This window comes from Pseudaquabacterium terrae (assembly GCF_013266755.1).
Classification (GTDB): Bacteria; Pseudomonadota; Gammaproteobacteria; order Burkholderiales; family Burkholderiaceae_C; genus Pseudaquabacterium; species Pseudaquabacterium terrae.
Genome location: NZ_JABRWJ010000017.1, coordinates 1 through 20473 on the forward strand (window position 1 = coordinate 1; position 20473 = coordinate 20473).

19 protein-coding genes are annotated in these 20473 nt (G+C 70.9%); 14 read left to right on the plus strand and 5 right to left on the minus strand.

The genetic code is table 11. From position 1 onward, the window contains the following. Positions 1–180 precede the first annotated feature (180 nt). The 5 genes from hutI to HLB44_RS34090 all read left to right on the plus strand — a co-directional run bounded on the left by hutI (position 181) and on the right by HLB44_RS34090 (position 5570). On the plus strand, positions 181–1410 hold the full coding sequence (gene hutI / locus HLB44_RS34070) for an imidazolonepropionase (RefSeq protein WP_173134472.1): 1230 nt from the start codon (positions 181–183) through the stop codon (positions 1408–1410). Positions 1411–1412: 2 nt separating this feature from the next. Then, positions 1413–2204 (plus strand): N-formylglutamate deformylase, encoded by a 792-nt coding sequence (gene hutG / locus HLB44_RS34075; protein WP_173134475.1) that lies wholly within the window; start codon positions 1413–1415, stop codon positions 2202–2204. Continuing rightward, positions 2201–2665 (plus strand): GNAT family N-acetyltransferase, encoded by a 465-nt coding sequence (locus HLB44_RS34080; RefSeq protein ID WP_173134478.1) that lies wholly within the window; start codon positions 2201–2203, stop codon positions 2663–2665. Before hutG ends, HLB44_RS34080 begins: the two co-directional genes overlap by 4 nt. After that, positions 2662–4050, plus strand: a complete 1389-nt coding sequence (locus HLB44_RS34085; RefSeq protein ID WP_173134481.1) for a formimidoylglutamate deiminase — start codon at positions 2662–2664, stop codon at positions 4048–4050. The genes HLB44_RS34080 and HLB44_RS34085 overlap by 4 nt, the downstream gene beginning before the upstream one ends. 113 nt (positions 4051–4163) lie before the next feature. Further along, positions 4164–5570, plus strand: a complete 1407-nt coding sequence (locus tag HLB44_RS34090; protein WP_173134484.1) for a hypothetical protein — start codon at positions 4164–4166, stop codon at positions 5568–5570. Between the two features lie 7 nt (positions 5571–5577). Here the strand turns inward: HLB44_RS34090 and map are convergent, their stop codons facing one another. The 4 genes from map to HLB44_RS34110 are packed head-to-tail and all read right to left on the minus strand — an operon-like array spanning position 5578 to position 10206. After that, positions 5578–6336 (minus strand): type I methionyl aminopeptidase, encoded by a 759-nt coding sequence (map, locus tag HLB44_RS34095; protein WP_173134487.1) that lies wholly within the window; start codon positions 6334–6336, stop codon positions 5578–5580. Continuing rightward, positions 6333–7031, minus strand: coding sequence for an HAD family hydrolase (locus HLB44_RS34100; RefSeq protein ID WP_217283924.1), 699 nt, complete (start codon positions 7029–7031; stop codon positions 6333–6335). The genes map and HLB44_RS34100 overlap by 4 nt, the downstream gene beginning before the upstream one ends. Positions 7032–7041: 10 nt before the next feature. After that, positions 7042–7686: a LysE family translocator gene (locus HLB44_RS34105; protein ID WP_173134493.1), complete on the minus strand. Its 645-nt coding sequence runs from the start codon at positions 7684–7686 to the stop codon at positions 7042–7044. A gap of 30 nt (positions 7687–7716) precedes the next feature. Next, positions 7717–10206 carry a GcvT family protein gene (locus HLB44_RS34110; protein ID WP_173134496.1) on the minus strand — a complete coding sequence of 830 codons (2490 nt, stop codon included), beginning with the start codon at positions 10204–10206 and terminating at the stop codon, positions 7717–7719. Positions 10207–10392: 186 nt separating this feature from the next. Here HLB44_RS34110 and HLB44_RS34115 point away from each other — a divergent pair, with 186 nt between their 5' ends. The 6 genes from HLB44_RS34115 (at position 10393) to HLB44_RS34140 (ending at position 15872) form a co-directional block, all read left to right on the plus strand. Beyond that, positions 10393–11022 (plus strand): PEP-CTERM sorting domain-containing protein, encoded by a 630-nt coding sequence (locus HLB44_RS34115; RefSeq protein WP_173134499.1) that lies wholly within the window; start codon positions 10393–10395, stop codon positions 11020–11022. A 71-nt stretch (positions 11023–11093) separates the two neighbouring features. Beyond that, positions 11094–11630, plus strand: coding sequence for a cysteine hydrolase family protein (locus HLB44_RS34120; protein WP_173134502.1), 537 nt, complete (start codon positions 11094–11096; stop codon positions 11628–11630). A gap of 4 nt (positions 11631–11634) precedes the next feature. Next, the gene (locus HLB44_RS34125) at positions 11635–12576 is read left to right on the plus strand and encodes an AraC family transcriptional regulator (protein WP_343051736.1); all 942 of its coding nucleotides are present in this window, start codon (positions 11635–11637) and stop codon (positions 12574–12576) included. Beyond that, entirely contained in the window at positions 12576–13421 is an 846-nt protein-coding gene (locus HLB44_RS34130) for a dienelactone hydrolase family protein (RefSeq protein WP_173134505.1), read from the plus strand. The genes HLB44_RS34125 and HLB44_RS34130 overlap by 1 nt, the downstream gene beginning before the upstream one ends. A gap of 88 nt (positions 13422–13509) precedes the next feature. Continuing rightward, positions 13510–15453 carry a patatin-like phospholipase family protein gene (locus HLB44_RS34135; protein ID WP_173134508.1) on the plus strand — a complete coding sequence of 648 codons (1944 nt, stop codon included), beginning with the start codon at positions 13510–13512 and terminating at the stop codon, positions 15451–15453. A gap of 56 nt (positions 15454–15509) precedes the next feature. Continuing rightward, positions 15510–15872, plus strand: coding sequence for a hypothetical protein (locus tag HLB44_RS34140; protein WP_173134511.1), 363 nt, complete (start codon positions 15510–15512; stop codon positions 15870–15872). A 10-nt stretch (positions 15873–15882) separates the two neighbouring features. Here the strand turns inward: HLB44_RS34140 and HLB44_RS34145 are convergent, their stop codons facing one another. Further along, a complete protein-coding gene (locus HLB44_RS34145; protein ID WP_173134514.1) occupies positions 15883–16575 on the minus strand; it encodes an NrtR DNA-binding winged helix domain-containing protein in 693 nt (230 codons plus the stop codon). 129 nt (positions 16576–16704) lie between these two features. Between HLB44_RS34145 and HLB44_RS34150 the strand changes: the two genes are divergently transcribed. Genes HLB44_RS34150 through HLB44_RS34160 form a run of 3 tightly spaced genes read left to right on the plus strand, consistent with a single transcriptional unit; the run spans position 16705 to position 20454 of the window. Next, positions 16705–17541 carry a cysteine hydrolase family protein gene (locus HLB44_RS34150; RefSeq protein ID WP_173134517.1) on the plus strand — a complete coding sequence of 279 codons (837 nt, stop codon included), beginning with the start codon at positions 16705–16707 and terminating at the stop codon, positions 17539–17541. A 16-nt stretch (positions 17542–17557) separates the two neighbouring features. Then, the gene (gene pncB, locus HLB44_RS34155) at positions 17558–18760 is read left to right on the plus strand and encodes a nicotinate phosphoribosyltransferase (protein WP_173134521.1); all 1203 of its coding nucleotides are present in this window, start codon (positions 17558–17560) and stop codon (positions 18758–18760) included. After that, a complete protein-coding gene (locus tag HLB44_RS34160) occupies positions 18757–20454 on the plus strand; it encodes an NAD+ synthase (RefSeq protein WP_173134524.1) in 1698 nt (565 codons plus the stop codon). Before pncB ends, HLB44_RS34160 begins: the two co-directional genes overlap by 4 nt. The last annotated feature ends 19 nt before the right edge of the window (positions 20455–20473 follow it).

Here is a 20473-nt window from a genome sequence, read left to right on the forward strand (position 1 = left end):
CCGTGCCGGATCAGGACGGCAGGGTGCCCTGTGGAGCGAGGTAAGAGGAGGAGGGAGCGGAGCGACCGGGGGACACGAGCGCAACAGGGCGCCCTGGCGGCCTGATCTCGCTGAGTCTTCAATTGCAATGACAGCAATGGGCCGAAAGCTGTCACCGCGCAGGGCGATGGAGCATCTGACATGAGCACACCCCCCCTCACCCTCTGGCGCGGCGCGCGCCTGGCGACGATGTGTCCCGGCGCGCCCTGGGGCCTGATCGACGACGGCGCGCTGCTGGTCGAAGGCGACACGCTGCGCTGGGTCGGCGCCGAGCACGCGCTGCCGCCGGCCCTGGCGCGCCAGGCCGAGCACGACATCTCGCTCGACGGTGCGCTGGTCACGCCGGGCCTGATCGATTGCCACACCCACCTGGTCTACGGCGGCCACCGGGCGACCGAGTTCGAGCTGCGGCTGCAAGGTGCGAGCTACGACGAGATCGCCCGCGCCGGCGGCGGCATCCGCTCGACCGTCACTGCCACCCGCGTGGCCACCGATGCGCTGCTGTACAAGCTGGCCGCGCAGCGCGCACGCACGCTGATGGCCGAAGGCGTGACGACGATCGAGATCAAGTCGGGCTACGGCTTGAGCGCCGAACACGAGGCGCGCTGCCTGCGCGTCGCGCGGCGCCTCGGCCGCGAACTGCCGCTGACGGTGCGCTGCACCAGCCTGGGCGCGCATGCCGTGCCGCACGAGTACACCGGCCGGCCCGACGACTACATCGATGCGGTGTGCGACTGGCTCACGATGCAGCACGGCGAAGGCCTCGTCGACGCGGTCGATGCCTTCTGCGATCACATCGCCTTCACGCCGGCGCAGACGCGGCGGATCTTCGAAGCGGCGCGGCGCCTCGGCCTGCCGATCAAGCTGCACGCCGAGCAGTTGAGCAACCAGCACGGCGCGGCACTGGCCGCCGAGTTCGGCGCGCTGTCGGCCGACCACCTCGAGCACCTCGACGATGCCGGCATCGCCGCGATGGCCAAGGCCGGCACGGTGGCCGTGCTGCTGCCGGGGGCGTTCTACTTCCTGCGCGAGACGCGGCTGCCGCCGACGCCCGAGCTGCGCGCCGCCGGCGTGCCGATCGCCATCGCCAGCGATCACAACCCCGGCTCGTCGCCCGGGCTGTCGCTGCTGCTGATGCTGAACATGGCCTGCACGCTGTTCCGCATGACGCCCGAGGAGGCGCTGGCCGGCGTCACCGTGCACGCGGCGCAGGCACTCGGGCTGGCGCAGACGCATGGCCGCCTGCAGGCCGGCCGCCAGGCCGACTTCGTCGTCTGGGACCTGGCGGCCCCGAACGAGCTGGCCTATTGGTTCGGGCGCAATCCCTGCCGGCGCATCGTGCGGGCCGGTGTCGAGATCGAAAGCACTTGACGATGGACGAGGTCTTCACGCTTCGCCGCGGCAGCACGCCGCTCCTGATCAGCCTGCCGCATGTCGGCACCGAACTGCCGGACGCTCAGAAGCCGCGTTATGTCGAGCGCGCGCTGGCGCTGGAGGACACCGATTGGCACCTCGAGCGGCTGTACGGCTTCGCCACCTCCCTCGGCGCCTCGATGCTGGTACCGCGCTACAGCCGCTACCTGATCGACCTGAACCGGCCGCCGGAGAACGTGCCGATGTACCCCGGCGCCAACAACACCGAGCTGTGCCCGACGCGCTTCTTCTCCGGCGATGCGCTGTACCGCCCCGGCCAGGCCCCCGACGAGCCTGAGATCACGCGCCGCATCACGCACTACTGGCGCCCGTACCACGACGCACTGGCGGCCGAGCTCGAGCGGCTGCGCGCCGAGCACGGTTACGCGCTGCTGTTCGATGGCCACAGCATCAAGTCGCACCTGCCCTGGCTCTTCGAGGGCAAGCTGACCGACCTGAACCTGGGCACCGCCGAGGGCCGCAGTTGCGCGCCGGCGCTGCGCACCGCGCTGGCCGAGGTGCTGGCCGGCCAGGACAGCTTCACGCAGGTGGTCGACGGCCGCTTCAAGGGCGGCCACATCACACGCCATTACGGCCGGCCGGCCGAGAACATCCACGCCGTGCAGCTCGAGATGTGCTGGTCCAGCTACATGGATGAAGCACCACCCTGGGCCTGGGACCCGGCGCGCGCCGCGAACATGCTGCCGCTGCTGCGCCGGCTGCTGCAGGCGATGCTGGACTGGCGGCCGTGATCCATTTCGAGCCGGTCGACCCGCAGCATCCGGACGCACTGGCGCTGCTGCACGAGGCGGCGCTGGAAGCGCGCACGTTGTATCCGGAGCTGTTCGCGCCCGATGCACCGCTGCCGACCAATGCACCGGCCGAGCCGGGCAGCCTGTACCTGCTGGCGCGGGAACAAGGCCGCGCGCTGGCCTGCGGCGCCCTGCGGCCGATCGATGCGCAGACGGCCGAGCTGCGCCGCATGTTCGTCACCCACGACGCGCGCCGCCGGGGCCTGGCGCGCGCAGTGCTGCAGCAGCTCGAAGCGGCCGCGCCGACGCTCGGTTATCGGCGCCTGCGCCTGGAGACCGGCTACCGGCAGGTGCCGGCGATGACGCTCTATCAATCGTGCGGCTGGCGGCCGATCGAAGCCTTCGGGTCCTATGTCGGCGACCCCACCAGCCGCTGCTTCGAGAAGATCCTGCTGCCATGACGCACGACGAATCACTGCTGTGGGCGCCGCGCGCCTGGATCGACGGCCGCTGGCGTGAGCGCGTCGTGCTGCGCATCGGTGCCGACGGCTGTTTCGCCGAGCTGCAGCCCGACCAGCCCCCGCCGCCCGACGCGACGCAGCTGTCCGGCCCCGTGCTGCCCGGCCTCGTCAACGCCCACAGCCACGCCTTCCAGCGCGCCTTCGCCGGCCTGGCCGAGCGCCGCAGCGGCGCGCACGACGACTTCTGGAGCTGGCGCGACCGCATGTACGGCGTCGCGCTGCGCATCTCGCCCACGGCGCTCGAAGCGGTCGCCGCGCAGCTGTATGCCGAGCTGCTGCAAGGCGGCTACACGCAGGTCTGCGAGTTCCACTACCTGCACCACGCGCCGGACGGCCAACCCTACGCCGATCCGCTGACGATGTGCCACGCGCTGCAGCGCGCCGCCAACCGCACCGGCATCGGCCTGACGCTGCTGCCGGTGCTGTACGAGCGCGCCGGCTTCGCCGCGCCGCGGCTGCGCGACGACCAGCGCCGCTTCGCCACCGACGTCGAACGCGTGCTGGCGCTGCGCGACGGCGTGCGTGCGGCGCGCTGGCCGCTGGTCAACGCCGGCGTCGCGATCCACTCGCTGCGCGCCGCGGCACCCGAATCGATCCACCGGCTGCAGAGCGCGCTCGACGGCGACGCCGGACCGATCCACATCCACATCGCCGAGCAGACCGCCGAGGTCGACGACTGCCTCGCAGCCACCGGTGCGCGGCCGATCGAGTGGCTGGCCCGGCACGTCGCGCTCGATGCGCGCTGGCACCTGGTGCATGCGACGCACGCGACGGCCGCCGAAATCGACACCGTGGCCGAGAGCGGCGCCGGCGTCGTGATCTGCCCGAGCACTGAGGCCAACCTCGGCGACGGGCTGACCGACATCCCGCGCTGGCTGCAGCAGGGCACCGTGCTGTCGATCGGCTCGGACAGCCATGTCGCGCGTTCGGCGATGGCCGAGCTGCGGCTGCTCGAAGAGGGGCAGCGCCTCGCACTGCGGCGGCGCAATGTCGCCGCGGCGCCCGAGGCCGGTTGCGACGCGACCGCCGCGCACCTGTTCGACCGAATGCTTGCCGGCGGTGCCGCGGCCGCGTCTTTTGCGCGTTGGGGGCTGCGGCCCGGCGCGCGCGCCGACCTGCTGGTGCTTGATGCCGAAGCGCCCGGCCTGCTCGGCGTGCCGGCGTCGCACCTGCTCGACGCGCTGGTCTTCGCCACCGATGCGCCGGCCTTCGCCGAGGTGCGGGTCGCCGGACGCACGGTGCTCTCGGGCGGCCGGCGCCATGACCAGCAGGCGCTGCGCAGCGCCTTCGCCGACGCGATGGCGGCGCTGTGGTCTGACGCCTGACGGGCTGGCATCGCGCGGCGTCCGGGCGGGCGCCGGGCATTCGCTTGCAAGCCTTACCGGCCGCGACGAGATCGCCGCGCTAAGCTCGCGCGCTTTGCCCGCCTTGATCGCCGATGCCCTTCGTCGTTGTTCGCCTCTTCGCCGTGCTTGCGTTGCTGTTGTCGCTGGCCATCACGGCGCAGGCGGCAACACCGTCAGGCTGCGAAGTGTTCTGGCAGCTGACGCCGCGCTGGGCCGACAGCGGCGCGGCCACGCAACTCGATCTGCGGCTGGCGGTCGACGGCGGGCCGCTGGTGCCGCAGCCGCTGGCCGACGATCCGGCGCTGATGATCGGCGCGCGGCAGCTCGCCTTCGCCGGGCGTGCGCTGCTGATGCTGCCGCCGGCGCTGGCCGGCCGTGCAACGCTGCAGATGTGCCTGCAGGTCGACGGGCTGTCGCCCGACCAGCGGCTCTTCAGCAGCCTGCATCCGGCGCCGGGCGACGACCGCCTGCTGCGCTGGCAGGGGCCGCCGGCGCTGGCGCGCGAGATCGTGATCGCCGCCGGCAGCTGGCAACTGCGTGAGCGAATCGCCGAGGGCCAGGCGCTGCGGATCGTGCTGCCGACCGATGGCGCGGGCAGTGCCAACGTGGCCGACGCCGTGGCCGATGCGGCGGTGCGGGTGGTCACCGCGCAGCGCCGCTTCTGGGGCGCGACCGAGACCCCGCGCTCGACGTGGCTGGTGACGCTGGCGGCCAATGACAACGGCAGCCCCGCCGGGGCCATCGGCCTGCACGATGCGCTGCTGCTGCGCCTGCCTTCGGGCGCGCAGGCCATCGAGCCGGTGATCGAGACGCTGCTCGCCCAGGCCGCCCTGCGCAACTGGTTTCGCGAGCGTTTCGGCCCGGTCGCCTTCGCGCCGCGCGGCGACGAAGCCGCGAGCGCCTGGTTCAGCGAAGGCTTCAGCCTGTTCTACGCACTGCGCCTGCGCGCCGCCGACGGCAGCGGTTCGCTCGATGGCCTGGCGGCGGCACTGACGATGTTGTGGAACCAGCCCGGCACGAATCCCGCCGCGCTGCCCTGGCTTGCGGCGCACTGGCACAGCGCGCTGCAGGCACGCGGCCACGCGGGCGGACTCGATGCCGTGCTGCACCGACTGCAACTGCCGCCGGCGGCGCGTCGGGATGACGGCGGCCCGTTCGGTCCGTTGAGCCAGCCGCTGGCGGTGCATCGGCTGCAGGCTGCAGTGCGCCCGCTGCTCGGCGAGTCGATGCGCGCCGACCTGCTGCACTTCATCGGACCCGGCGCCGCGCCGAGCAGGTCGACGCTGGGACCCTGCTTCGAGCTCGATGTCGCCGCACGGCGCATCAGCGCGGCGCGTGATGCCGCCTCGTCGGCGGCGTGTCAGGCCTGGCTCGGTGTCGGCCGCAGCGCGGCTGCGGCTGCAGCGGCCAATGCGCAGCCGCCGAAGGCCGCTGCGGGCAAGAACGCCGCCGCCAGCTCGAAAGCGACGAAGGCCGCGCCGAAGCGCCGCAAGCGCTGACCGGCGCTCAGTGCACCCAGCGCAGGTCGGTCACGACGATCGGCCCGTGGCGGCCGACGACCAGCGTGTGCTCGTACTGCGCCGTCAGGCCACCCGCCGGCCCGACCAGCGTCCAGCCATCGCCGGTCTCGACCGCGGCACGCGCCTTGGTCGACAGGAAGGGCTCGATCGTGAACACCTGGCCGACCTGCATCAGGCGCCGGTCACGCGGCTCGTGATAACCGGTGATCTCGGTGGGGTCCTCGTGCAGCGCGGCGCCGACGCCGTGACTGCAGAGGTTGCGCACGATGCGCAGCCCGCTGGCCCGCGCGACCCGCTCGATCGCCGCGCCGATGCGGTTCAAGCGCGCACCGGCCTTGACCTCGGCCAGCGCCGCATCGAGCGCTGCACGCGTCGCCACGCGCACGCGGCGCTTGGCCGCGCTGTCCGGCGGCACGACCGTGCTCGCGCCGGTGTCGGCGAAGAAACCGCCGACCCGTGCCGAGACATCGATGTTGACCATGTCGCCGGCGCGCAGCACGCGCGCGCCCGGGATGCCATGGGCAATCTCCTCGTTGACGCTGATGCAGGTGGCACCGGGAAAGCCATAGGTCAGGCGCGGCGCCGGCTCGGCATGGCCTTCAGCCAGCCAGCGCTCGCCGAGCGCATCGAGCTCGTCGGTGCGCATGCCCGGCTCGATCGCCGCGGCCATGCGGCGCAGCACGTCGGCCACCGTGCGGCCGGCGCGTTGCAGGCCTTCGAGTTCTTCCTGGGTGTGGATCGTCATGAGGGGGTTTTTCGAATGAGCCGCGAGAGTACACCGGCGTCGGCAGCGTGCGCGGCCTGCAGCAGCGCCGGCAACTCGCGCATGTGGCCGAAGGTGGTGTCGGCGCCGGCCTCGTGCAGCCGCGCCGCCGGCGTCATCGCGGCGTAGCCGAGCACCCGCATGCCGGCGGCGCGCGCGGCAGCAACGCCGGTCGGGCTGTCCTCGATCACCACGCAGTGCTCGGCGCGCGCGGCCATCGTGCGCGCGGCGTGCAGGAACAGGTCCGGCGCCGGCTTCGGGCGCTCGACGTCCTCGGCGCTGAACATGCGGTCCTCGAAGTGCGGCAGCAGACCGGTGTGGCCGAGCGTGAAGCGCATCTTCTCGCGCGGAGCGTTCGACGCAACGCAGTACGGCGACGGCAGCGCGCGCACGACCTCGTGAACCCCGTCAACGGCGCGCAGCTCGGCACGAAACGCGTCGAAGGTGCGGGCGACGAAGGCCGCGATGAAGTCGGCCGGCACCGCGCGTCCCAGCAGCCCGGCCGCCACCTGCAGCAGCCCCCGCTCGGACGTGCCCATGAAGTGGCCGTAGGTCGCCTCCAGCGACAGCTCGACACCGAGCTCGCCGAGCATCTGCTGCAGCACCGTGTGGCTCAGGTGCTCGCTGTCGACGAGCACGCCGTCGCAGTCGAAGATGACCAGTCGGGGTTCGGACACGGCGCAGGGCTCAGGCTGTTTTCGCCAGCGCCAACCTCGACGCGAGGAAGACGAACAGCAGGCCGAGCAGGCCATTGCCGTGCCGCTGCAGCGACGGCCCAGCGGGCCGGAACGATCGAAGCAGCGCGAAGAGCGCCGAGGCCAGCAGGTTGAAGGCGAAGGCCAGGAACGTCAGCAGCAGGCCGAGCACGGCGAGTTGAAGCGACGGATTCCCCAGCGATGAATTGACGAACTGCGGCAGGAACAGGCTGAAGAACAGCAGCGCCTTCGGATTCAAAAGGTTGTTCAGCAGTCCCACGGCGACCAGCGTCGACATCTTCTGCTCGACGACCCCGGCCGCAGGAGCCGCTTCACTCGGCCGCGCCTTGTGCCAGGCCATCAGCATCCGGATGCCCAGGAAGCCGAAATAACACGCGCCCAGCAGCCGGAGCACCGTCGCGGCCAGCGGCCACGATTCCATCAGCCGCCCCAGGCCGAGCGCGACGAGTGCCGTCTGCAACAGGCCCGCGAGCATGACACCGAGCGAGCAGGCGGCACCGTACTTGAATCCTCGCCTGATCGACTGCACCGAAATGAGCAGCATGTCGGGGCCGGGGACGAGCAGCAGCACCACGACGGCACTCAGGTACAGCGGAAGGGTCTGGTAGTCGATCATGACGAGCTGGAGCAAGCAAGGAGGCGCGGCCTAACGCCCGATGGCCACTGCCCGAAGCACCGCATCATCCCATGCGGTCGCCGCCACCGGCCGGCCCCACAGCTCGATCGCCACCGGCGTGCCGGCATGCACCTGCTGCGCCGCATCGCCGCGCACGTAGCCGAGGCCCGCGCAGCGGCCGGCGGCGCGGCTCCAGCCGGTGGACGACAGCTCGCCGACCGGGCGGCCTTCGATCAGGATCGACTCGCCGCCCCAGACCCAGGCCTGCGGGTCCTCGAGGATGAACGACAGCAGCTTCTTCGCCGGCGGCCGGCCGTGCGCGGCGAGCAGCGCATCGCGGCCGATGAAGCCCGGCTTGTCGAGCGCGACGCCGGCCCACAGCCCCGCCTCGTACGGCGTGTCGTCGGGCCCGAGCTCGGCGCCCCAGGCGCGGCGGCCGGCCTCGATGCGCAGCGCATCCAGCGCGTAGTAGCCGGCATCGACCAGCCCGCTGATGCGGCCGTGCGCATGGTCGAGGCCGATCTCGTCGCCGGCTTCGTGCAACACCGCATCGACATGCCGCGCGACTTCCACCGGCACGTACAGCTCATAGCCCGGCCCGCCGACATAGCTCATGCGCGCCGCCCGCACCCGCGCCAGTCCGAGGTCGATCTCCTGGGTGCACGAGAACTTCAGCGCCGCCGGCGACAGGTCGTCCGGGCACACCCGCGCCAGCAGCTCGCGCGAGCGCGGCCCCATCACCGACAGCACGCACCACTGGTTGCTCACATCGTCAAGCAGCGCGACTTCATGCGCGCCGATCTGGCGGCCGATCCAGTCGAGGTCACGCGTCACCTGCGCCGAGCCGGTGATGATCAGGAAACGATCGGGCGCGAGCCGCATCACCGTCAGGTCGCTCTCGAAGCCGCCGCGCGGATTGAGCACCGCGCTGTAGACCATGCGCCCCGGCTCGACGTCGACGTTGGCCGCGCACACGCGCTGCAGCACCGCCAGCGCATCGCGGCCGCGCAGCAGCAGCTTGCCGAAGGAGCTCTGGTCGTACAGCGCGACGCCCTCGCGCGTGGCGGTCATCTCGGCCTGCACCCAGGGCAGCCAGCCCGGCGTGCCGAGCGTCGGCGGCGGCGCCGCGGCGCCGGCCGGGCGGAAGTAGTTGGCGCGCTCCCAGCCGAACTTCGAGCCGAACTCGGCGCCGCGCGCGGCCAGCACGTCATACAGCGGCGAAGTGCGCAGCGGGCGCGCGGTGACGAGCTCCTGGCGCGGCCAGCGCATCGCATAGTGCAGGCCCAAGGTCTCGGCGGTGCGTTCGGCCAGCAGCCGCCGATTGCCCATGAACGGGCCGAAGCGGCGGATGTCTACGTCCCACAGGTCGCCCGGCGATTCGCCGCCGGCGATCCAGTCGGCGATCAACTTGCCCGCGCCACCCGAATTGGCGATGCCCGCCGAATTGAAGCCGGCGCAGACGAAGTAGCCGCTCAAGCCCGGCGCCTGGCCGAGGATGAAGTTGCCGTCCGGCGTGAAGCTCTCGGGCCCGTTCAGCAGCAGCTTGATCTCGGCGGTCTCCAGGCACGGCGTGCGGTGGATGGCGTTGGTCATCAGGATTTCGAACTGGTCCCAGTCCTCGCCGAGCAGCTGGAACTGGAAGCTGGCCGGGATCGGATCGACGGCCCAAGGCTTGGCCTCGGGCTCGAAGCCGCCCATCACCAGCCCGCCGACCTCTTCCTTGTAGTAGATGTAGCCGTCGGGATCGCGCATCACCGGCAGCATCGGGTGCACGCCGTCGATGCGGCCGGTGACGACGTAGAAGTGCTCGGCCGAATACAGCGGCACATTCACGCCGGCCAGCGCGCCGAACTGGCGTGCCCACTGGCCGGCGCAGTTGACGAGCACTTCACACGTTATGTCCTGCTCCACCGCCTCGGTGCCGGTGCCGCGGCGCACCCGCGCGCCGGCGACGCGGCGGCCGCAAGCGCCCTGCTCCGTGCGCACCGCCAGCACCTCGCAGTCCTCGACCAGCGTCGCGCCGCCCTGCCGCGCGCCCTTGGCGAGCGACATCGTCAGGTCGGCCGGGTTGGCCTTGCCGTCGCCCGGAATCCACAACGCGCCCTGCAGGTCGTCGGTGCGCATCGGCGGCCACAGCGCGCCGGCGCGCTGCGCCGAGATCACCTCCACCTCGACGCCGAAGCTGCGCGCCAGCGCCGCCTGCTTGTGCAGCGTCTGCATGCGCTGCGGCGTGCGCGCGACGTTGACGCTGCCGCACTGTTTCCAGCCGGTCGCCAGGCCCGTCTCGGCCTCGAGCGACGCGTACAGCGCGATGCCGTACTGGCTCATGCGCGTCATCGCCCGGTTCGGCCGCATCTGGCCTACCAGGCCCGCCGCATGCCAGGTCGTGCCGCAGGTCAGCTTGCCTTGTTCGAGCAGCAGCACGTCGCGGAAACCGAGCTTCGTCAGGTGGTAGGCGGTCGAGCAGCCGGCGATGCCGCCGCCGACGATGAGTACGCGGGTTTGGGTCGGTAGGTCCATCGCAGCGAGCCTACGACAGCTGACTGACGGGCTTTCATCCTAGGGGGTGCACTTGCGACTCAAGACATATGTCACGCCGCCGACGCAACACGACGCCGCGTCTCCCACACCCTAGGGACGCTTTTGCAACGCCCCCCGAAGAAGAATCGCCGCACCCCATCGCCGTCCATACGAAAGGCACCGACCATGAACGTCCTGCTCCCCCTTGTCCGCAGCCTCTGCACCGTTGCCGCGTTGTCGGCCCCGCTGGCCGCGTCGGCCGGTCCGTCGCTGCTGGTCAACGGCAGCTTCGAAGCCAACGTCATCGCCGCCAACAGCTGGTCGGTGCTGCCCTCGCTGACCGGCTGGCAGGGCGTGCCGAACATCGAGCTGCGGCGCCAGAACGCGGGCCTCGCGCAGGACGGGCTGCAGTTCGTCGAGCTCGACACCTTCAACAACAGCGGCATGCGCCAGGATGTCGCAACGGCGACCGGCCAGCACTACACGCTGAGCTGGTACTACTCGCCCCGCATCAACCTCGCGGCCGCCTCGAACCCGATCGAGGTCTACTGGAACGACGTGCTGGTGACGACCAACGGCGGCACCGGCGTCGGCTCGAACGCGCACCAGTGGCAGCTGTTCAGCTTCGACGTGATCGGCACCGGCGGGCTCGACAGCCTGCGCTTCGCTGCCATCGGCACCTCCGACTCGCTGGGCGGCTCGCTCGACAACGTGGCGCTGGTCGCCGTGGCCGCGGTGCCCGAGCCGGGCGCGCTGGCGCTGGTTCTTGCCGCGCTGGGCGGGCTCGGCCTCGCCGGGCGACGCTCGAAGCGCTGATCGCGCGGGGGCGCTTGCCCCACCGGCTTGCTCCACAATGGGCGGCTTCACGAACCCTGAAATCCCGAGCGATGAAGCAGGCCCTGTTGGTGATCGACGTCCAGGCCGGATTGTTCGACGGCGAACGGCGCCCCGGCGATGGCGCAGCCGTGGTCCAGCGCATCAACGCGCTCGCCGACCGTGCCCGCGCCGCCGGCGTGCCGGTGCTCTACGTGCAGCACGAACGTGAAGGCACGCCGCTGGCGAGCGACAGCCCCGGCTGGGCACTGGCGGCCGGCCTGACGCCGCTGCCCGCCGATGCGCGGCTGCGCAAGACCACGCCCGACTGCTTCCTCGGCACCCGGCTCGAGCCGCTGCTGCAGGAGCACGACATCCGGCACCTGGTGATCTGCGGCTACGCCAGCGAGTTCTGCGTCGACACGACGATCCGCCGCGCGGCGGCACTGGGCTACACCGTGACGCTCGCCGCCGACGCGCACACGACGCACGACAAGGACCATGCCAGCGCCGAGCAGATCCGCGCCCACGAGAACGCGACGCTGCCGAACCTGACCAGCTTCGGCCCGGTGATCCGCGCCGTGCCGGCCGCCGAGATCACGTTCGGCTGAGCCCGTGTTCTCCGGCGGCGCCGCGTCGCGTGCCGAGTACGCGCGCCGCATGCAGCGCGTGCTGCAGCACATCGACGCCCATCTCGCCGAGACGCTCGACCTGAAGACGATCGCCCAGGTCGCTCACTTCTCGCCTTATCACTTCCATCGCCTGTTCGCCGCGTGGATGGGCGAGACGCTGGGCGACTACCTGCGGCGCCGGCGCCTCGAGACCGCTGCCGCGCGGCTGCGGGCCGATCCGGCGCTGCCGGTGCTGAACGCCGCACTCGACGTCGGCTTCGGCTCCGGCGAGGCCTTCACGCGCGCCTTCCGCCAGCACTTCGGCAGCCCACCCAGCACCTGGCGGCGCCAGCGCAATCCCGGTCAGGCCACGCGCAAGCTCGATCAGGCGGACCGCAAGCGCGATCAGGCGTCGGATGGCACCTGCCGCGACGATGGGCTGCCCTTCTACACACCGGAGCTCACGAGCATGGATGTCCGCCTGATCGACCTGCCGCCCGCCCGCATCGCCTACCTGCGCTACACCGGCCCCTACGGACCGGCCCTGGGCGAATTCTGGGGCCGCACCTTCATGCCCTGGGTGGCCGAACACGGCCTGGCCGGCCGCACGATGTACGGCATCTCGCTCGACGACCCGTCGGTGACGCCGCCGTCGGAGTGCCGCTGCGACACCGGCGTCGAGGTCGACGACAACTTTCGCGCGCCGGGTGATGCCCACGTGACCACGCTGCCCGGCGGCCGCTACGCCGCGTTGCACTTCGAAGGCACCGGCGCCGAGATCGGCGCCGCCTGGCGCGCGATCTTCGGCCAGTGGCTGCCCGACAGCGGCTACCAGGTCGACAACCGGCCCTGCTTCGAGCGCTACCTGCCCGAGCAGATGGCCAGCGCGCCAGGGCAGCGCTTCGTGTGCGACATCTGCATCCCGGTGGTACCGCTGGAGGCCTGATGAAGCGGCTGCGGCTCGTGCTGCTCGCGGCTTGCGCGTTCATCACCAGCGCGCAGGCGCAGGTGCACGCGGTACGCGCCGAGTCGCGGATCCCGACAGCGCTGGCCGAGCAGGGCCAGCCGGTGTCGCTGGTCCTGCTGACCTACCGGCCGCCCGGGCCCGGGCCGCATCCGTTGGTGCTGTTCAACCATGGCTCGACCGGCAACGGCCGCGATCCGGAACGCTTTCGCTTCGTCTTCGACCGGCCCGACGTGGCGCAGGTCTTCGTCGACGAGGGCTGGATGGTGGCCTTCCTGCAGCGGCGCGGCCGTGGCGGCTCGGGCGGGCTCTACGACGAAGGTTTCAACGCGGGGCGCAGCGGCTACTCGTGCGCTGCCGCGCTATCGCTGCCAGGCGTCGACCGGGCCCTCGCCGACATCGACATCGGCCTGCGCCACCTGCGTGGGCTATCCGAGGTCGATGCGCGCCGCGTGGTCGTGGCCGGCCAATCGCGCGGCGGCATCCTGGCCATCGCCTTTGCGGGTCAGCACGCTGACCTCTTGGGCGCGATCAACTTCGCCGGCGGCTGGCTCGGCGACAACTGCGCCGATGGCCAGACCGTCAATATCACGACCTTCCGCCGCGGCACGGCCTTCAAGCAGCCGACGCTGTGGCTGTACGGCCGCAACGATGCGTTCTACGCCGAGCCGAACATCCGCCGCAACCTGGCCGCCTTCGTCGATGGCGGCGGCCGGGCGGAGTTCCAGCTCTTCGACCTCGGCGCCGGCCAGAACGGCCATCGCCTGATCGACCATCCGGAGCTCTGGCGGGCGGCGGTGCGCGCGTACCTCTCGACGCTGCGCTGATCACGGCATCCGGAACCCATCCTCCGCCCTTCCGGAGCGGGGGCTTCCCCGCTGTCAGCGCACGCTAACCGCCGGTTACAGTGCCGGCATGCATCGGGAGTCGTTCTTTCGGGATGGGCAGCAGCGCCAGCCCTACCAGGATGAGCTGCTGAACCGGCTGCTGCGAGGCTGCTTCGGCGAGATCGACGCCGCATCCATCGCGCTGCTGCGCCAGCACCTCGAATGGGTGGAGATCGCCGGCGGCCAGACCTTGCTCGAGCAGGGTCAGCCCGGCGATTCGATGTACCTGCTGGTCAGCGGCCGGCTGCGCGCCTACGTGCGCGACGAGAACAACGGCCACGGCCGCGCCGCAGCGGCCGGCGGTGTCCATGGCCAGCGCATGCTCGGCGAGATCACCCGCGGCCAGATCGTCGGCGAGATGAGCCTCTACACCGACGAGCCGCGCATGGCCACCGTCGTCGCGATCCGCGATTCGGTGCTGGTGAAGCTGGGCAAGGAGGCCTTCGACCGGCTGCTGGCCAGCAGTGCGCAGGTCTCGGTGGCGCTGACGCGGCAGATCATCCAGCGCCTGAAGCAGGCGCATGCGCCGACGGTCTACGTGCGGCCGATCACCATCGGCCTGCTGCCGGTCAGCAACGGCCTCGACCTGGTCGGGCTGGCCGCGCAGCTGGCGCTGCAGTTGCAGCGGATCGGCCGCGTCGAGGTGATCGACGCGATGCGCATCGACGAGGAGCTCAACGCACCGGAAGCCACGCTCGGCCCCGGCGCGATGGCCGACATGCAGCGCCGCATGACGCTGTTCCTCGACCGCGTCGAAGCGAATGCCGATTTCGTGCTGCTGCTGGCCGACCCGCTGCCCACCGCCTGGACCGAGCGCTGCTGCCGCGATGCCGACGAGCTGCTGCTGCTGGCCGATGCGTCGCAGCCGGCCGTCATCCACCCGAACGAGAAGGCGTGTTTGCTGAACCGGCCGGCACGCACCGAGGTGGCCGAGGTGCTGGTGCTGCTGCACGAGGCCGACCTGCCCGCGCCGCGCGGCACGCGCGCCTGGCTCGACCGCCGGCCGGTTGCTGACCACTGGCACGTCCGCCCGGCGCTGGACAGCGACATGGCGCGGCTGGCGCGGCTGCTCAGCCGCACCGCCACCGGCCTGGTGCTGGCCGGCGGCGGCGCACGCGGCCTGGCGCACCTGGGCGTCTACCGCGCGCTGCAGGAGCACGGCATCGAGGTCGACTGCGTCGGCGGCACCAGCATCGGCGCGGTGATGGCGACCTACGTCGCATCGGACCGGCCGTGGCCGATGGTGATGGCCAATGCGCGGCGCGCCTTCGTCACCAACCCGACCGGCGACTGGAACCCGCTGCCGTGGCTGTCGCTGTTCCGCGGCCACCGGCTGCGCCGGATCCTCGAAACGGCCGTCACCGACCTGCTCGGCGCCGACGCCGATGTCGAGGACCTGTGGAAGACCTGGTTCTGCGTCGCGACCAACTACAGCCATGCGCGCGAGCAGGTGCTGCGCCGCGGCCGGCTGGTCAAGGCGCTGCTGGCCAGCACCTCGATCCCCGGCGCGCTGCCGCCGGTGCTGCACGAAGGCGAGCTGCTGTGCGACGGCGGCAGCTTCAACAACTTTCCGGTCGACGTGATGCGCGCGCAGCGCGGCATCGGCCGGGTGATCGGCATCGACCTCGATTTCCGCCAGCCGCTGCGCGTCGACCTGGACGAGGTGCCGAGCGGCTGGGCGCTCTTCATCGACAGCTTCCGGCCGCTGCGCAAGCGCCGCTACCGGCTGCCCTCGCTGGCCGCCTACCTGATGACGGTCATGGTGCTCTACAGCATCTCGCGCAGCCGCCGCTCGCGCGAGCTGACCGACCTGTACTTCAACCCACCGCTGGACCGCGTCGGCCTGCTGCAATGGCACCGCTTCGACCGCATCGTGCAGCGCGGCTACGAGCACGGCGTGTCGGTGCTGGCCGAGCGCGCCAAGGCGGCAACCGAGACGCCGAAGCCGCTCGACCCCAGCGGCCCGCGCTGACTGCGGCACACTGCGCCCATTCGCGGCGCCTCCAGGCCGCCGCAAGGGAGCTCGACATGATCATCGCCATCTGGATCATCACCGCGGTGCTGCTCGCGCTGTGGTCGTTTGCAGGCTGGGCAATGCACGCGCTGCTCGTCAGCGGCACGCAATGGATCGGCGACCTGAAGCCGCTGCTCGACCGCATTCCCCATGCCGCCGTCGTCGAGCAATGGATCCCCGGCTGGATCGATGCGCTGAAGCTCGCGCTCGATGCGATGCAGGGCCTGTTCGCCTGGCTCGGCGGCGCGGCGCCGGTGCTGGTGTGGGTGGTCTGGGGGCTGGGCACCGGCGTGCTGCTGCTGCTGGCGCTGATCCTGACGATGGTGGTCGCGCTGATCCGCAAGAACAGCCCGCCGCAGCAACCGAGCGCGGCCTGACGACGACCCATCAAGCGCCGCTGTTGAGCCCGCGCCCGGAGGTCGACAGCACGTGGCGGAAAGCCTTGCGCAAGCGATAGAGCTGGGCGGGCCGATGCGCGCCGCCGGCAGTGAATTCACCCTCGATCGGCTCGAGCATGCCCAGCTCGTCGATCTTGCGGCGAAAGCTCACCTTGTTGACCGGCTCGCCGAGCACCGCCTCGTACACCGCCTGCAGCTGCGGCAGCGTGAAACGCTCGCCGCACAGGTGCACCGGCAGAGACGAATACTGGCTCTTCGCGCGCACGCGCTCGACCGCCTCTTGCACGATCTGCCGGTGGTCGAAGGGCAGCGCCGGCAGCCGCTCGACCGGCTTCCACACGGCGCCCTCGTGCAGCGGCGGCAGCAGCGACTCGGGCAGCAGCGCGAAGTGGGCGATCGACACCGACCAGCCGCGTGGATCGCGCGCCGGGCCCGAGAAGGTGGCCAGCTGCTCGAGGTACGGACTCTCGACACCGGCCTTGTCGCGCAGCACGCGCGCTGCGGCATCGCTGGCGTCGTGGTCCGATTGCGCATGCACGTAGCCGCCCGGCAGCGCCAGCGCACCGGCGAAGGGCTCCGCCGTGCGGCGCAACAGCAGCACCTGCAGCGCGTCGTCGCGCAAGGTCAGCAGCACGACGTCGACGGTGCACAGCACGTTCGGATGTTCAGCCTTCGCAGCCACGGCGTCCTTGCTTCGTGCACGATTGCAACGAATCAAACTATACGGCGTGCCAAGGACATCACGACTAGTTAGTTGCACTAGTGACTTAACTGATCCAGAATGGCTTCACACCGACGAGGAGTGCTTCGAATGAGCCGCCGCAGCCACCTGCTGATCATCGACCCGCAGAACGACTTCTGCGACCTGCCCGCCGCCGGCCCCGAGCAGACCCCCGCCCTGCCGGTGGCCGGCGCCGATGCCGACATGCAGCGCCTCGCGCGCCTGATCGATGCCGCCGCCCCGATGCTCGATGCGATCACCGTGACGCTCGACTCGCACCACCGGCTCGACATCGCCCACCCCGGCTTCTGGCGCCTGCGCGACGGCGGCCCGGTGATGCCCTTCACGCCGATCACCGCCGCCGACGTGCGCGCCGGAAGCTTCGCTCCGCGCGACCCGGATGCCCTGCCCCGCACGCTGGCCTACCTCGACGAGCTCGAAGCCCGCGGCCGCTACACGCTGATGGTGTGGCCAGTGCACTGCGAGATCGGCAGCTGGGGCCACAACGTGCATGCCGACGTGCGCGCCGCCTACAACCGCTGGGAGTTAAGCCGCCAGCAAAGCGTCGCCAAGGTACTCAAGGGCAGCAACCCGTGGACCGAGCACTACAGCGCGGTGCAGGCCGAAGTGCCCGCGCCCGACGACGAAGGCACCCAGCTGAACCGCGCGCTGCTCGAGGACCTGGATCGCGCCGAGCTGATCCTGATCGCCGGCGAGGCCAGCAGCCACTGCGTGAAAGCCACCACCGAACACATCGTCGAGCACCTGCCCGGCGGCCGGCCCGAGCGGCTGGTGCTGCTGACGGACTGCATGAGCCCGGTCGGCGGCTTCGAGGCGCAGGCCGAAGGCTTCCTCGCCGACATGAAGGCGCGCGGCGTGCGCCTTGCGACGAGCATCGAAGCCGCCGCTCTGTTGAGCAACCGCTGACACCCGAAAGACACGCATGTCCGCGCCGATCTCGAGCCTGCTCGAAACCGACCTCTACAAGTTCACGATGTGGCAGACGATGCTGCATCGCAACCCGCAGGCCCATGCGCGCTACCGCTTCGTCTGCCGCAACCGGCCGGCGTATGCGCTGGCCGAGCTGCTGCCCGAGGTCAACGCGGCACTCGACGAGCTGTGCGCGCTGCGCTTCCGCTACGACGAGCTCGACTACCTGCGCGGCTTGCGCTTCATCAAGAGCGACTTCGTCGACTTCCTGCGCATCTTCCAGTTCCAGCGCAGCTTCATTCACGCGCGTACCGACGGCGAGTACCTGGTGATCGAGGCGGCCGGCCCGCAGGTGCACGTGATGGGCTTCGAGATCCACGTGCTGGCGATCATCAACGAGCTGTATTTCCGGCGCTTCGATGCCGCGAGAGCTGCCAGCGAAGGCCGGCGCCGGCTGCAGGCGAAGATCGCCGCGCTGAAGGCCTTCAATGCCGAGTCGCCACGCTGCCATCCGTTCGAGTTCTTCGATTTCGGGCTGCGCCGGCGCTTTTCCGGCGCCTGGCAGCGCGAGGTCGTCGCCACGCTGAAGGAGCAGGTGCCGGAGACCTTCAAGGGCAGCTCCAACGTGCTGCTCGCCCGCGACCTCGGCCTGGTGCCGATCGGCACGATGGCCCACGAATACCTGCAGAGCTACCAGGCGCTCGGCGTGCGCCTGCGCGACCACCAGAAGGCTGCGCTCGAGGACTGGGTGCAGGAATACCGCGGCGACCTGGGCGTCGCGCTGACCGACGTGATCGGCATGGACGCCTTCCTCGCCGACTTCCATCTCTACTTCGCCAAGCTCTTCGACGGCCTGCGCCACGACTCGGGCGACCCGGTGGTCTGGGGCGAGAAAGCGCTCGCGCACTACGCGAAGCTGCGCCTCGACCCGCACACCAAGCGCCTCGTCTTCAGCGACGGCCTGGACGTGCCGCGCGCCTTGGCGCTGTACCGCCACTTCGCCGACCGCGTGATGACCGGCTTCGGCATCGGCACGAGTCTCACGAACGACGTCGGCCTGGAGCCGCTGAACATCGTGATGAAGCTGATCGAATGCAACGGCCAGCCGGTGGCGAAGTTGTCGGACAGTCCGGGGAAGACGCTGTGCGAGGACGAGACGTTCCTCGCCTACTTGCGCCAGGTCTTCAACGTTTCGACGCTCGTGCGTGTAACATGAACATCACCCTCGCCCAACTCAACCCCACCATCGGCGACATCGAGGGCAACGTCGCGCGCATCGTCGCCGCGGCGCAGACGGCGCGCCAGCACGAGGCCGAACTGCTCGTCTGCCCCGAGCTGTCGCTGACCGGCTACTACCCCGGCGACCTGCTCGACGAGCCCGGCTTCATGGCCCGCGTCGACGCCGGGCTCGACACGCTGCTGCAGGCCTCGCGCCAATGGCGCGAGCTGTGGTGGGTGGTCGGCGCGCCGCGCCGCCGCCCCGGCCCGGGCAAGAAGCTGCACAACGCGCTGCTGGTGCTGCATGCCGGCGAGCTGAAGCTCGAGTATGCGAAGCAATTGCTGCCGACCTACGACATCTTCGACGAGCGCCGCCATTTCGAGCCCGGCCCCGATGTGGCGCGCGTGCTGCGCATCGGCCAGATGCAGGTCGGGCTGATGATCTGCGAGGACGGCTGGAATGACGAGGGCGAGGACTACATCGTCAACCCGTTCCAGCGCCTGGCCGATGCGGCGCCGGACGTGGTGGTGTCGATCAACGCCAGCCCGTCGAACGTCGGCAAGCGCGAGCAGCGCCACCGCATCTTCGGCGACGCAAGCCGGCGCCACGGCTTGGCCGTCCTCTACGTCAACCAGATCGGCGGCCACGACCAGCTGGTGTACGACGGCGCGTCGTTCGCCGTCGAGCCGCGCACCGGCGTGGTGTTCGAGGCCCGCCGCTTCTCCGAAGACGTGACGACGCTGCGCTTCGACAACGGCCGCTTCGCCGCGCTCGACGGCAGCGCACTGCCGCCGGTGCCGGCCGCGGGGCTGTCGACGATGGCCTTCTACCAGGCGCAGATCCAGCTCGGCCTGGCCGACTACGCGCGCCGCTGCGGCTTCTCGCGCGTCGTTGTCGGCTCGTCGGGCGGCATCGACAGCGCGTTGACGCTGGCGCTCGCCGCGCAGGCGCTCGGGCCCGACAACGTCAGCGCGGTGACGATGCCCTCGCGCTTCTCGTCGGCCGGCTCGGTCGACGACTCGGTGATGCTGTGCCGCAATCTCGGCATCGAGCTGCACACGCATCCGATTGCCGAGCTGGTTGCGGGTTATTCAAGCCAGTTCGACGCCGCGTTCAACACGCCGCTGCAGGGGCTGCCGCTGGAGAACCTGCAGGCGCGCATCCGCGGCACGGTGCTGATGGCCTACTCCAACCGCTTCGGCCACCTGCTGCTGACCACCGGCAACAAGAGCGAGGTGGCGGTCGGCTACTGCACGCTGTACGGCGACACCAACGGCGGCCTCGGCTTGATCGGCGACCTGTACAAGACGGAGGTCTTCGCGCTGTCGCGCCATGTCAACGAGGCCGCCGGCCGCGAGCTGATCCCCGAGGCGATCCTCGTCAAGCCGCCGTCGGCCGAGCTGGCGCCGGGGCAGCTCGACACCGACAGCCTGCCGCCCTACGAGGTGCTGGACGAGCTGCTGAAGGTGCTGATCGAGGGCGAGCGCCTGGCCGCGCACGAGCGCGCCGGCGCCGAGGCCTTCGTCGCGAAGCTGCGCGGCACGGCCGATGGCGCTGCGCTGATCCAGCGCGTGCGCGGCATGATCGCGCGCAACGAATACAAGCGCCGGCAATCGCCGCCGATCATCCGCGTGCGCTCGCGCGCCTTCGGCTTCGGCCGGCAGATGCCGATCGCCGCGAAGCACGTCTGACCCCTCATCGCCCGCCCAC